The sequence below is a fragment of the Aeromonas sp. SG16 genome, assembly GCF_024436135.1.
Lineage (GTDB): Bacteria > Pseudomonadota > Gammaproteobacteria > Enterobacterales > Aeromonadaceae > Aeromonas > Aeromonas jandaei.
In genome coordinates this window covers 599266-612160 of the sequence record NZ_JANFNW010000001.1, presented here as the reverse complement: position 1 = coordinate 612160, position 12895 = coordinate 599266, and the positions used below count along the sequence as shown (strand labels likewise).

Here is a 12895-nt window from a genome sequence, read left to right as displayed (position 1 = left end):
GGCCGGTTGAAGCGGACTGGCATCGCCCCCTCAAGACGCACAATTTTTCGGCGCTTAGCATCAAGTGTCATTTTTTATTTCCACTTAAATGCCTTCCACAGCACAAGATCCGCTTTTTAGGGGTTGTCTCCGCAATTTCGATCCGTTAACGTGGCAACCATCTTTTACAACCGACAGGTTTCAGGTACAGATGTTTCCACGCCGATATTGCTAGCCTCCGGCTTTTCCCCCGGAGGCGCCTCCCGATACAGCCAACTGGCTCTCTCTTGTTTGCAACATCTCCGCTCACTTTCGGATGGATAACATGAACACCAAGACTCTGGGTTGTACCCTGTTGATTGCCGGCACCACCATAGGCGCCGGTATGCTTGCCCTGCCGCTGGCCTCCTCGTCCCTCGGCGGCCCCGCCACCCTGCTGCTGATGATTGGCCTGTGGGCCCTGATGGCCTTTACCGCCATGCTGCAGGTGGAGGCCAGCCTCAATACCGGCAAGTGGTACCTGCACCAGCTGGCGGATCACCTGCTCGGCCCCTGGGGCAAGCGCATCGCCTCCTTCTGCATCCTGATGCTGTTCTACGCCCTCGCCTCCGCCTACATCAGCGGTGGCAGCAGCCTGCTGGCACAGGCGCTGGCCGATGCCGGCATCACCCTGAGCCAGGAGCAGGCTGCCTGGGCCTTTACCCTGCTGTTTGGCGGCATGGTCTGTGTCGGCACCCGCTCGGTGGATTACCTCAACCGGCTGATGTTCACCGTCAAGCTGGTGATCATGGTGGGCGTGCTGGCGCTGCTGCTGCCGCGCGCCCAGGGCGAACACCTGCTCGCCATGCCGCTCGGGGAAGGGCTGCTGCTGGCGGGCCTGCCGGTGATCTTCACCTCGTTCGGCTTTCACGGTTCGATCCCGAGCGTGATGCTCTACCTCGGCGATTGCCCCAAGCAGCTGCGTCGGGTCTTTGTCTGGGGCTCCGCCCTGCCGCTGATCCTCTACGTGCTGTGGCAGGTGGCCATTCTGGGGCTGCTCGGCCAATCCTCCCTGCTGGCCAATGGCGGCGCGCTCGACAGCCTGCTCGCCAGCGTCGGCAAGCTGGTGAGCTGGCCTGCGTTTAATCAGGCGATGCACCTGTTTGCCGATCTGGCGCTCGCTACCTCCTTCCTCGGGGTGACGCTGGGACTGTTCGACTTTATGGCCAAGGTGACCCGCCGCAAGGACAACTGGCAGGGCCGCAGCCAGACCGGCCTTATCACCTTCGTGCCGCCGCTGCTGTTTGCCCTCTACTTCCCGCAGGGCTTTATCATGGCCCTCGGCTACGCCGCCATTGCGCTGGCCATCCTCGCGGTACTGCTGCCGGTGGCGCTGGTGTGGCAGAGCCGCAAACAGGCGCCCGCCCACCACTACCGCGCCCCGGGTGGCGTAGTGGCGCTGGGAGTGGCCGGTGCCATGGGGGTGCTGATTGTCGGCGTCCAGATCAGCGTCAGCATGGGACTGCTGCCCGCCCTCTAAGCCCTCGCCGGTACCGGATGCCCCAAATAGCAAAGCCCCGCCAATCTGATTGGCGGGGCTTTGTTTTATCACCACGGCACATAACGCTGCTCTGCTCTGCTCTGCCCATCCCCTCTCTCGCACCGAGGGATAAAGGACCTTTCAGCTACGCTTTTTCCATACACAATGGAGTGGGGAGCAAGGTATGAAGTGGGCTGGCTGGTTTCTGCTGTGCTGTCTGAACCCGATTGCCCAGGGCGCGACCCTGTCGCTGGCGGCGCCCGTGGAATATATCCCCCTGCTGCGCCCCTTCTATGAGGAGTGGTTTGGCAAGGCCAAAGTCGATTTCACCTTTATCCCCTGCACCCTCGCCCGCTGCCGCAAACTGGTTGACTCCGATAGCACCATCGATGGCGATATCGCCCGGATCAAGGGCTTTGAGCAGACCCACCCGCAGATGCTCCCGGTCGGTACGGCAATTGGCGAAATCACCATCTATGCCCAGAGCAAGCAGGACGCCAGCTGGCCCCCCGCCAGTCAGGAGCGGGTTGGCTGCCTGCGCGGCATTCAGTGGTGCAGCCGCTATCTCGACAGTCGGCGTATCGTCTGGTTCAACGATGAGAAGCAGGGTCTCGCCCTGCTCCAGCGCGGCAGAACCGACTGGGTGATCCGGCTGCTGCCCACCAATCAATCCCCCCTTGCCGCGCCATGGAAACGGGTCTCCGATATCGAGGTCTATCTCTACCTCAACAAGAGCCGCCAGGCCGATATCGCAGCCCTTGTCCAATCCCAGCAGCAGCTGATAGCGAGCGGCCGCTGGCAGCAAATGCAGGAGCGCTACTTCTCGGCCCTGCTGACCCCCGTCCGCTGATCAGGGCACCACCGAACAAACCGCCAAGAACCGTGTTTTATACAATCTTTTTTGCCACCAAAACCTGAACGAACAGTTCAAAACCCGTTCATGCCCGCTCGCTACACTGCCCCCTCGTTTATCGCTTTCAGGAGTTTGAAAACAATGATGTTGCATCTCACGAAGAGTTCCCTTGCCCTTGTTCTGCTGGCAGCCAGCGGCGCCCTCAGCGCGGCTGAAATCACCAACAACAATATCACCGAGGCCGACATCAAGGCGGCGCAGGATGCCTGGGGCGCGGCGCTCATCAAGATCAGCGATGACTATCGGGCCGGCGGCATCGAGCGCGCCAAGGCCACCGCCGAGGCGGTACTCGACAGCGCTTATGGCTACCAGCAGGGGCCGGTGCTGTTCAAACCCACCCTAGCCGGTGGCGAGCAGACCTTTCGCACCACCCGCGAGGGGGCGCTGGCCTATTTTGTCGGCAACAACAGCGCCTATCCGGCAGACACCGGCTTTGCTCTGAAAAACTGGCAGAGCTACCGCTATGACAATGCCGCCGTCTATATCAACGGCAACATGGCGCTGACCATGGGCAAGGTGCATCTGGTGGATCGCGACAACAAGGAGACCACGGTCGACAAGAGCTGGGGTTTCAAGAAGGGGGATGATGGCAAGGTGCGCATCGTGCTGCACCACTCCTCTCTCCCCTACGGCGCCTGACTGGCTAAGTGCAGCTGACAGAGCACGCAACCTAAAACCAGACAACAAGCCCTGCCAGACTGGCGGGGCTTTTTTATCCGGCAAGGGCGATCAGGACGCCATGGCCGAGCCCTCTTTACTGCTACCCTCAAGGGCAAGCCATTGAGCACACAACAGATCCATGCTTATCCATCACCTCGGGAGCCCTATGCCATGACCATACTGCCCATCTATGCGGCCCTGCTTGCCCTGCTCTTTGTCCTGTTCAGCGTGCGCACCATTCGCACCCGTCACCGCCAGAAAGTGGCGCTCGGCCATGGCGATGATCCCGCCATGCTGCGGGCCATGCGGGTACACGCCAACTTTGCCGAGTATGTCCCCTTCGCCCTGCTGCTCATCTATTTCGTCGAAACCGGCAGCCATGCCCCCTGGCTGGTTCATCTGCTGGGGAGTGCCTTGCTGCTTGGTCGCCTCTGTCACGCCTTCGGCATGAGTCGCACACCGGAGAATTTCCGCTATCGAATAGTGGGAATGGGGCTGACTTTCACCGTCATTTTGCTGAGTGCGGCCTGTCTCCTGATCACCGCCCTGCTCTCCTGACCAGAGCAGGTCAGCCAAACGCGGAGCCGCAGAAGCAGAAATAGAAAAGCCCTGCCGATATGGCAGGGCTTTTCGTTTAACCGATCAGAGCGGGAGAGTGGCTCTCCTTGCCCTTACTGGTTATGGCTGGCGCGACGGGGGCGACGGGCCTGAGCCGGCTTGGCGGCGCCATCAGCCGGACGCTGACCCCCCTGGGGCTTGGGCTTGCCGCCGTTGCCGGAGCGGTTAGCGCCTGCGTTGCCACCATTGTTGCCGGAGCGAGCGGCACCCTGACGCTGGCCTTGACCTTGCGGACGCGGCGCACGGCGCTGCTCGCTCGGATCACGGGGCTCTTTGCGCAGCGGCGCGCCGATACCACGGGCGATGTTGTCGAGGGTCTCGCGGGACGCTTCGAAGCCGGGCACCTGCTCGCAGGGGATGTTCTGCTTGGTCAGACGCTCGATGGCCTTGATCAGCTTCCCTTCATCGGCCGCAACCAGGGAGATGGCGTGACCGGCAGCACCGGCACGACCGGTACGACCGATACGGTGCACGTAATCTTCCGCCACGTTCGGCAGCTCGAAGTTCACTACCTGCGGCAGCTTGTCGATATCGAGGCCACGGGCCGCGATGTCGGTCGCCACCATCACGCGCACGCTGCCATCCTTGAAGCCGGCCAGTGCGCGGGTACGGGCACCCTGGCTCTTGTTGCCGTGAATGGCGGCGGCACTGATGCCGTCTTTTTCAAGCTTCTCGGCAACCCGGTTGGCGATGTGTTTGGTACGGGTAAAGACCAGAACCTGCTGCCAGTTGTTGCTGGAGATGAGGTGGCTCAGCAGGGCAATCTTGTTGGCTTTGTCGCACGGGTGCACCAGCTGCTCGATACGCTCGGCGGTGCTGTTGCGCGGGGCGACTTCAATGACAGCCGGGTTGTCCAGCAGGCCAGTGGCCAGCTCGCGAATTTCATCGGCGAAGGTGGCGGAGAAGAGCAGGTTCTGGCGCTTTTTCGGCAGCAGGGTCAGGATGCGGCGGATGTCGCGGATAAAGCCCATGTCGAGCATGCGATCCGCTTCGTCCAGCACCAGGATCTCCACCTCGTCAAACTTGACGGCATTCTGGTTGTAGAGATCGATCAGACGGCCCGGACAGGCCACCAGCACATCCAGACCACGGCGAGTCGCCATCATCTGCGGGTTGATGCTCACGCCACCAAATACCACGTGGCTGCGCAGGGGCAGATGCTTGCCGTAGTTGCGCACGCTCTCGCCCACCTGGGCGGCCAGCTCGCGCGTCGGGGTCAGTACCAGCGCACGGACGCGGTTAGGAGAGACCTTGCGCTTGCTCTCCATCAGACGTTGCAGCATCGGCAGGGTAAAGCCTGCGGTCTTGCCGGTCCCTGTTTGGGCCGCCGCCATCAGATCGCGGCCAGCCAGAACGGCGGGGATCGCTTGCTGCTGAATGGGAGACGGGGTGTCGTAGCCTTGTTCGGCAACGGCACGCAACAAGGGTTCGGCCAGACCGAGGGAAGTAAAACTCATAGTTACCTGCTAGGGATAGGGGCGCCGACAATCCGGGATGGGGCTCCTCTGCTGAGCCGATGCCATCTCGCCAGACTCGGGCCTGTTGAGAACACAACGATTTCCCCGGGGAGCAGAGCAAAGGGGAAAGAATAGGGGCGCAGTCTAGCGGAGTTATTGAGGAGAAACGAGAAAAATGTGATGTTCCTCCCAGCACGAGGAGAAAATCCCGCCTTCCCTGCCCCAATTGCTCCCGTTTATCCGATCTTTTACTACTGCCCTATTAACATCAGACACAATAAAAACACTCTGTTGTCAGCAAGGCACGGAGATCAAAAAGATCAGGGATGATGAGGTTTATATGAAGAGGCAATCAGGCTTTCCCATCAGATGGCCACTCTGGCTTGCCCTGCTGCTGTTATGGGCGATGCCGGCACAAGCCGACAAGCAGGTTCTCACCGTGGCCTGGAGCCACTGGCCCCCCTTCAGTCAGCTCAATAATAAAGGGGAACTGGCAGGGCTCGATATCAGCCTGACCCGCCAAATCCTCACCAAGGCGGGTTTCACCCCCAAATTTCGTGAAATTCCCTGGGCCCGGGCACTTCATCTGGTGGAGCATGGCCAACTTGATATAGCGATGGGTGCGCTGGCGCTGCCGGAGCGCGAGCAATATGCCCGCTTCTCGGCCCCCTATCGCCACAGTGCCTACGTGCTGCTCAGCAACGATCCCATTCCCGGCCAGCAGGATCGCTGGGCCGGTTACCCGACCCTCTCTGCGCTGTGCAACGCCAAGGGGCTCAAGATCGGCAAGCTACGCGGCACCCGCCCGATGCAGCAGTTGGAAAACTGCCCGGCACTCAAGGAGGTAACCGAGTACAACGCCGACGACCGGCTGATCGATCTGCTGCTCGCCCGCCGCCTCGACGGCATCATCATGGAGTGGCAATACGCCCGTTATCGCCTCGACCAGCTCGGCGCCACCGGCTTTATCAGCTGCCAGTTGCTGCTCCACCACCAGCCGGTCAGCCTGATGTTTGCCAAAGAGAGCATCAACGATGAGCAGCTCGCCAGCATCGACAAGGCGATCGCCACCCTGCCCAAAACCGATCGCAACTTTCCGCCCCCCACATGTCGCCTGAGCGCCGCCCCCGCTGGCGATGAACCCCCGCTGCATTAACCCGAACAGACAAAACAAAAAGGCGACCCAAAGGTCGCCTTTTCATGCTGGCCAATCAACAGTCGATCAGCCAGTTGGTCGTTATGCCGATCAGCGCAGTTGCGGCGTCTGGGTCAATACGCCCTGATTCTGGGCGCGGTGACGCAGCAGATGATCCATCAGCACCAGCGCCAGCATCGCCTCGGCGATGGGCACGGCACGGATGCCGACGCACGGATCGTGGCGCCCCTTGGTGATCATCTCGGTAGCCTCACCCTCGGTGGTGATGGTCTTGCCCGGTACCGTGATGCTGGAGGTAGGCTTTAAGCCTAAGCTCACCACGATATCCTGACCGGATGAGATGCCGCCCAGAATGCCGCCCGCATGATTGCTGGCAAACCCGGCCGGGGTCATCTCGTCACGGTGCTCGGAGCCTTTTTGCTCCACTACCGCAAAGCCGTCACCGATCTCCACCCCTTTTACCGCATTGATGCCCATCATGGCGTGGGCGATGTCGGCATCGAGGCGGTCAAACACCGGCTCACCGAGGCCCACCGGCACATTGCGCGCGATGACCTGCACCTTGGCGCCAATGCTGTTGCCCTCTTTCTTCAGGTCACGCATGTATTGATCGAGCGCTTCCAGCTTGCCCGCATCGGGGAAGAAGAAGGGATTCTGCTCGATCTGCGCGGCATCAAACGCCTCGGCCTTGATGGGGCCAAGCTGGGAGAGAAAACCGGTGATCTCGATGCCATGCACCTGTTTGAGGTACTTCTTGGCAATGGCTCCCGCCGCTACCCGCATCGCGGTTTCGCGGGCGGAGGAGCGACCGCCGCCACGATAGTCGCGCTGACCATACTTCTGGTGGTAGGTGTAGTCAGCATGGCCCGGGCGGAACAGATCCTTGATGTCGGAGTAATCCTTGGAGCGCTGATCGGTATTCTCGATCAAGAGCCCGATGGAAGTACCGGTGGTTCTCCCCTCAAACACCCCGGAGAGGATCTTCACCTCGTCCGGCTCGCGGCGCGGCGTGGTGTAACGGGAGGTGCCGGGCTTGCGCCGATCGAGATCCCCCTGCAGATCCGCTTCGCTGATCTCCAGCCCCGGCGGGCAGCCATCGACCACGGCGCCCAGCGCCAGACCGTGGCTCTCGCCAAAGGTGGTTACCCGAAAGAGTTGGCCAAAACTGTTCCCTGCCATAGGCGCTCCTGCTTAGTTCTTGTAGATGGCAAAATGATCCTGATACTGCACCAGCTCGTCGCGCGTCATCACGAACACACCGTGGCCGCCGTTCTCGAACTCTACCCAGGTAAAGGGGATTTCGGGGAACTGGGACTCCAGATGGATCATGCTGTTGCCCACCTCGACCACCAGCACGCCGTCATCCTTGAGGAAGTCGGCCGCATTGGCCAGCAGGCGCTTGGTGAGCTTGAGACCATCGCTGCCGGAGGCGAGCGCCAGCTCCGGCTCGTGACGGAACTCGTCCGGCAGATCCGACATGTCTTCGGAATCCACGTAAGGCGGGTTGGAGACGATGAGATCGTACTTGTCGCCCGCCGGCAGATCGCGGAACAGATCGGAGCGGATCGGGATAACCTGCTGCTCCAGCCCGTGATCATTGATGTTGCGCTCGGCCACATTCAGGGCATCGACGCTGATGTCGATGGCGTCAACCTCGGCGTCCGGGAACTCGTGAGCCATGATGATGGCGATGCAACCGGAGCCGGTGCAGAGATCCATGATCCGGGTCGGCTCCTGTTTGAGGAACGGCGCGAAGCGGTTGGCCACCATCTCGGCGATGGGAGAACGGGGGATAAGCACCCGCTCGTCAACGTAGAACTCCCAACCGGCATACCAGGCCTTGTTGGTGAGATAGGGCGCGGGAACACGCTCCTGCACGCGGCGCACGATCAGTTCGGCAATCCGGTGACGCTCGCTGCTGGTGAGACGGGAGTGGCGCATCGCCGGATCCACGTCCGGCGGCAGATGCAACGCGGGCAGTACCAGCTGCACAGCCTCATCCCAGGCGTTGTCGGTACCATGTCCGTAGAAGATACCGGCGTCGTTGAAACGACTCATGGCCCAGCGCAACATGTCCTGGATGGTGTGCATCTCGGCAACCACCTCATCGATAAATATCTTGTCCAAATCCACCTCCAAGTCGAGTAATATCCGGCCCGAGAATTTTATACAGCGAGCAAGACGAGTACCTGATGAAAAAAACGCCCTCACCGACAGACGAGGAAACCCAGCTGTTCCGCGATGCGATAAAAGGTACCCGGAAAATCAAGCAAGATACCATAAGGGCCGAGTTACGCCCGGTCAAGCAGAAACGCGAAATGCGCGAAAGCCGCGAATCCCTTGGGGTTGACCACTATTTCAGCGATGAGTATCAGCCCCATCTCGAGGACGATGGCCCGACCCGTTACGTACGCGAAGACGTGTCGAAATTCGAGCTGAAAAAGCTCAAGCGGGGCAGTTATCCGCCGGAGATCTATCTCGATCTGCACGGCATGAACCAGCATCAGGCCAAACAGGAGCTGGCGGCCCTGCTCACCCTCTGCCAAAAAGAGAACATTCACGTCGCCTCGGTGATGCACGGCATCGGCAAACATATCCTCAAACAGCGCATTCCGAGCTGGCTGGCCCAGCACCCCAACGTGCGTGCCTTCCATCAAGCTCCGCGCGAATGGGGCGGCGACAGCGCCATTCTGGTCTTGCTGGATATCGAGGAGTAGCTCGTAAAATCGGCAACCTATACTGAATATCAATACGTTATTGACAGTGGAGGTTGCATGTTTACACGAGGCTCCCATGCCGACATCAAGTCATCCCTCGACGCCATCGGTGCCGCCGTGGCGGTATTCAGCCTCGACAAGGATGACCACTTTGTTCTGGTATCAGCCAACGACACCTTCGCCAAGGCCTTCGAGATCGAGGTGCTTGGCTGCATTGGCAAACGGCTCAACGAAATGTTTCCCCGCTACATCACCAGCAGCATCGAGCAGCCGATGCACGAGTGCGTGAGCCAGCAGACCGGGGTGGAGAGCGAACTGCCCATCGATAGCCTGTCGCGCACCAGCTGGTGGCGCTTTGTCCTCTCCCCCATCATTCCCGAACAGGCACGGATCAACCGGATCATCGTCACCGCCATCGACATCACCGCCAAGAAGCAGCTGGAAGATGCGCTCACCACCAGCCGCCGCCGTTTTGAAGCTGTGGTCAACTCCGCCTATGACGGCATCATCAGCGTCAGCAGCGAATCGCGGATCGAACTTATCAATACCGCCGCCTGCGAGATGTTCGGCATCGACGAGAGCTATCTTGGCAAGCGGCTGGAGACCCTGCTGCCGCAACGGTTTCGCGCCAACCACGACAGCTACTTCAAGGCATTCAGCAACTCCCCCATCAATTCACGCCCCATGCATGCCCGCGCCTCCGTGGTAGGGCTGCGCCGCGATGGCAGCGAATTTCCGCTGGAGGTGACCATCGCCAAGATCAATATGGGCCAGACCACCGAGATGACCGCCATCCTGCGCGACATCTCCGAACGGGCGCGGCTGGTGGAAGAGCTGAAAGTCGCCGCCACCACGGATCCCCTGACCGGTATTGCCAACCGGCGCCGTTTCGATGAGCTGGTCAACGCCGAGATGCAACGCTGCCAGCGCTTTGGTCACACCATGAGCCTGCTGCTGATCGACATCGATCACTTCAAGGAGGTCAACGACAACTTTGGCCACCAGCAGGGGGATCAGGCGATCCTGAGTCTGGTCAACCGGATCGGCAAACAGCTGCGCGAGGTGGACATGCTGGGACGCTGGGGCGGCGAGGAGTTTATCGTGCTGCTGCCGGAGACCTCGCTGGAATTGGCCTGGGCCAGCGCCGAGCGGATCAGACTGGCGGTGGAGTCGGCCCGCCATGCGCTATCCGGGGCGCTTGAGGTCTCACTCACCATCAGCATCGGGATAAGCGCCAGCAAAGGCCCCCTCGACAGCGTGGAGAAGATGGTCAGACGGGCCGACACCGCCCTCTATATGGCCAAGAAACAGGGGCGCAACTGCTGTCGCAAGGAGGAGCCGGAGCCGACCTGATGGCTCGGCCCCTCCTTCGGTCAGGACGGCTTGCCCCTCGACCAACCGCAAAGAACCATTCATTAGTTATTTCAACCAGTTCGGAGCCACGCCACCTTGAGTGGCGTGGTGCTTTTTACCCACCCCCATACATAGATTGTTTCACTGGCGTGACAGAGTTAACCATCGCTTTTGCACAGGTGAAATAATGGAACACTGCTACCGCGGCAGGTCTCTTTTTGCGATAGCGCTTTGCCGCGACAATGCCCCCCTCCGATCACCCTCAGATAGCGGTCAAGCAGACTCCGAATGACCAGCAAACACGATGCAAAGTGAGCACAACAGGATTAAGGATGATCGGGAGTCACAAAGGTCGGTTCACTCATAGTCCACCGGTTGAGGGTGGTCGGCAAAATGGCAGAGGTGTATCCGGTGTCAAAGGTACCCAATTTTTCATAAGCCAAAGAGCTTGCCAATATAAACCGATCGTTCACATCAATTTCTTCAAGGGAATAAGCGAAAAAGTGCCGAGATAAAACTGCGCGATATAGCAAGACCTCACCATTTTGGTGATAAATGACAGTTTACCAATAGGGGGGGGTACTCCCCTCACGTGCAATGAGAGGATTCATTTAATGATGAAAAATGAATTAGCCCGCAGTGTGCGAAAATTATCAGAAGACGCCAATTTATGGTGCTAACCAATCGACATGTAAAACGGCTACCTCTCCCTTCCCCCAACACTATTTTATTTCAATTTTAAGATAAAAACCGTTCTGTAAACCAAGACTAAAGCACCATTGAAAATACAAGATAATATTCGGTGATGTAATTTTTTAATTAACGAGGAGAGGGAGTCCCCCCTCTCTCCTCTTTGATTGTCAATATCACGCCACCTTATTTGGCGGGCACCACAACCCAGGGGCCACCTTTGGCGGGATCATCACCCTGCGTCCACCATTTGGCCTGATAGACAACGCCTTTGTAGCTCACCTTGCTGCCAGCGGTATAGACCTTGGTCGCTTCCCAGGCCGGGTTGCCACCGATGGGCGGTTCGCTCGGATCGACCGGCGGCGGAGTCAATTTGTCTACGACCCGCACTTTCGGCCAGTTGGCGTGGGAGCCGTAGAAGTTGGTCACGCACTTCTGGTAATCGCCCGGTACCAGCGCCGAGTAGGCGGTCTGGAAGCCAACCAGCTCACATTCGAAGGAGTAGCCGCCCGGGCGATCCGGGTAGTATTTCCAGTTGCCATCCCAGTTGGTGTAGAGCACGTCGGTGGCTCCGTTGAGGTTGAGGCTGCCATAGGGCGTCTGCTGCCAGCAGGTATTCTTCTCATCGGCCTTGACCGGGATCTGGTAGTGATTGGCCAGCCCTTCCCAGTAGCGAATGCGGTTGACCGGCTGCCCCTTGTCCTTGTTCTGTTCGCCACACTCGATGCCGCCATTGATGACGTTGATGGTGGTACCAAAGCCGTAGCCGATACCGGCATCCACTTCCCGTTTGGAGGGTACCCAGGTGCGGTCAATCACGTGCAGCATGGCCGGCTTGGGCGCCTGTGGCGTCAGGAAAAACCAGATGGCCGAGGCAAGGTTGAGCCAGGAGTCCGCCACCAGCCCCGGGTTGTTGAGCAGCACGGAGGCATCGCCATCGAACATCGCCTCGGAGAAAGCGCCGTAGTTGAAATGGTAGGAGAGCTGCTTGGCACCGCGTCCGAAGTAGCCTTGTCCGGTACTGCAGGGCCACTTCTTGTTTTGCCAGTCGTTCTGACCGCAGCCGGTGGTATAGCCGGTCTGTCCCTCTGACCAGCCCATCTCGCGCACATGCACCAGCGCCTGCTGCCACTCCTCCAGCCCCAGCGGGTTGTCGGAGACATTGTCCTTGGAGATATGGCCACCCGTCTCCTGAGAGAAGTGGGCAAAGGCGGTCACGATGGATTTTTTACAGATCGCATCTGAATCACGCCCGTCAGTATATTCCCCGCAAAATGCCGGAAATTTACCGATAGCACGCAAGAACCGGACATAGGTGTATTCCGGCGCTGCCATCTGGGTTAAATAATCCCATTCCGACTGGGGAAATACCCGTTCAACCCGTTTTACGTTGTCAGGGTTGCTTGCCAACCCGGGTTCAATAGCATCGACTATTTTATTGGATCGGGTCGCCAACGCCTTGGCCCAAATTGCATACATGGGATTGGCTGTCTTGGCTTTTTCCACGGCAGCCACATCAGAGGCAGCAATAACATATCCACCGGGGTTCTGCGGATCGGGTTGAATATTCATGGTTGCGCTCATTGCACTATAACTTGGCAATGCGCAGGCAGCCGCAATCAACCAGGCACAACGCTTGGGTTTGAACATAAATCACAGTCCTTGTTTGAATATAGGGCGCTACAAGAGTAGGTGTTTTATTAACTAAATTCACGATGAGAATTAAGAAATAAAACAGATTTGTGAGCCATTTCACCTTGTCAGAAAAATTAACAACGAACCGACATAAAGAACTCATACGAAACAATTTTTGACAAGGTGGCACCAGTAAAA

At 59.1% G+C, this 12895-nt stretch carries 11 protein-coding genes; 7 read left to right on the top strand and 4 right to left on the bottom strand.

The features are described from left to right. The first annotated feature begins 304 nt into the window (after nucleotides 1-304). The 4 genes from NOM67_RS02825 to NOM67_RS02810 all read left to right on the top strand — a co-directional run bounded on the left by NOM67_RS02825 (nucleotide 305) and on the right by NOM67_RS02810 (nucleotide 3629). Complete coding sequence (locus NOM67_RS02825) at nucleotides 305-1498, top strand: aromatic amino acid transport family protein (protein ID WP_041207855.1); 1194 nt, start codon at nucleotides 305-307, stop codon at nucleotides 1496-1498. A 184-nt stretch (nucleotides 1499-1682) separates the two neighbouring features. Next, on the top strand, nucleotides 1683-2348 hold the full coding sequence (locus tag NOM67_RS02820) for a hypothetical protein (protein ID WP_255933633.1): 666 nt from the start codon (nucleotides 1683-1685) through the stop codon (nucleotides 2346-2348). A gap of 144 nt (nucleotides 2349-2492) precedes the next feature. Then, the gene (locus tag NOM67_RS02815) at nucleotides 2493-3050 is read left to right on the top strand and encodes a hypothetical protein (protein WP_255933631.1); all 558 of its coding nucleotides are present in this window, start codon (nucleotides 2493-2495) and stop codon (nucleotides 3048-3050) included. Nucleotides 3051-3242: 192 nt separating this feature from the next. Beyond that, the gene (locus NOM67_RS02810; RefSeq protein ID WP_255933629.1) at nucleotides 3243-3629 is read left to right on the top strand and encodes an MAPEG family protein; all 387 of its coding nucleotides are present in this window, start codon (nucleotides 3243-3245) and stop codon (nucleotides 3627-3629) included. Between the two features lie 113 nt (nucleotides 3630-3742). Here NOM67_RS02810 and NOM67_RS02805 read toward each other — a convergent pair whose 3' ends face one another. Further along, nucleotides 3743-5146 carry a DEAD/DEAH box helicase gene (locus NOM67_RS02805; RefSeq protein ID WP_071910007.1) on the bottom strand — a complete coding sequence of 468 codons (1404 nt, stop codon included), beginning with the start codon at nucleotides 5144-5146 and terminating at the stop codon, nucleotides 3743-3745. A gap of 340 nt (nucleotides 5147-5486) precedes the next feature. Between NOM67_RS02805 and NOM67_RS02800 the strand changes: the two genes are divergently transcribed. Continuing rightward, on the top strand, nucleotides 5487-6302 hold the full coding sequence (locus NOM67_RS02800) for a substrate-binding periplasmic protein (protein WP_370689123.1): 816 nt from the start codon (nucleotides 5487-5489) through the stop codon (nucleotides 6300-6302). 90 nt (nucleotides 6303-6392) lie between these two features. On the opposite strand, the gene aroC is transcribed toward NOM67_RS02800, so the two are convergent. Further along, nucleotides 6393-7481, bottom strand: a complete 1089-nt coding sequence (gene aroC / locus NOM67_RS02795) for a chorismate synthase (protein ID WP_041207860.1) — start codon at nucleotides 7479-7481, stop codon at nucleotides 6393-6395. Between the two features lie 12 nt (nucleotides 7482-7493). Beyond that, a complete protein-coding gene (gene prmB, locus NOM67_RS02790) occupies nucleotides 7494-8429 on the bottom strand; it encodes a 50S ribosomal protein L3 N(5)-glutamine methyltransferase (protein ID WP_104015044.1) in 936 nt (311 codons plus the stop codon). 65 nt (nucleotides 8430-8494) lie between these two features. On the opposite strand from prmB, the gene smrB reads away from it, so the two are divergent. Both smrB and NOM67_RS02780 read left to right on the top strand, forming a co-directional pair. Beyond that, nucleotides 8495-9019 (top strand): endonuclease SmrB, encoded by a 525-nt coding sequence (gene smrB / locus NOM67_RS02785; RefSeq protein WP_041207861.1) that lies wholly within the window; start codon nucleotides 8495-8497, stop codon nucleotides 9017-9019. Nucleotides 9020-9076: 57 nt separating this feature from the next. Further along, a complete protein-coding gene (locus NOM67_RS02780) occupies nucleotides 9077-10372 on the top strand; it encodes a diguanylate cyclase (RefSeq protein WP_041207862.1) in 1296 nt (431 codons plus the stop codon). A gap of 876 nt (nucleotides 10373-11248) precedes the next feature. Here NOM67_RS02780 and NOM67_RS02775 read toward each other — a convergent pair. Beyond that, nucleotides 11249-12712: a chitinase gene (locus tag NOM67_RS02775; RefSeq protein WP_201966528.1), complete on the bottom strand. Its 1464-nt coding sequence runs from the start codon at nucleotides 12710-12712 to the stop codon at nucleotides 11249-11251. Nucleotides 12713-12895 lie beyond the last annotated feature (183 nt).

Coding starts and splice junctions, on each gene's coding strand:
- NOM67_RS02825 (WP_041207855.1), top strand. CDS start 305: ATGAACACCAAGACTCTGGGTTGTACCCTGTTGATTGCCGGCACCACC.
- NOM67_RS02820 (WP_255933633.1), top strand. CDS start 1,683: ATGAAGTGGGCTGGCTGGTTTCTGCTGTGCTGTCTGAACCCGATTGCC.
- NOM67_RS02815 (WP_255933631.1), top strand. CDS start 2,493: ATGATGTTGCATCTCACGAAGAGTTCCCTTGCCCTTGTTCTGCTGGCA.
- NOM67_RS02810 (WP_255933629.1), top strand. CDS start 3,243: ATGACCATACTGCCCATCTATGCGGCCCTGCTTGCCCTGCTCTTTGTC.
- NOM67_RS02805 (WP_071910007.1), bottom strand. CDS start 5,146: ATGAGTTTTACTTCCCTCGGTCTGGCCGAACCCTTGTTGCGTGCCGTT.
- NOM67_RS02800 (WP_370689123.1), top strand. CDS start 5,487: ATGAAGAGGCAATCAGGCTTTCCCATCAGATGGCCACTCTGGCTTGCC.
- aroC (WP_041207860.1), bottom strand. CDS start 7,481: ATGGCAGGGAACAGTTTTGGCCAACTCTTTCGGGTAACCACCTTTGGC.
- smrB (WP_041207861.1), top strand. CDS start 8,495: ATGAAAAAAACGCCCTCACCGACAGACGAGGAAACCCAGCTGTTCCGC.
- NOM67_RS02780 (WP_041207862.1), top strand. CDS start 9,077: ATGTTTACACGAGGCTCCCATGCCGACATCAAGTCATCCCTCGACGCC.
- NOM67_RS02775 (WP_201966528.1), bottom strand. CDS start 12,712: ATGTTCAAACCCAAGCGTTGTGCCTGGTTGATTGCGGCTGCCTGCGCA.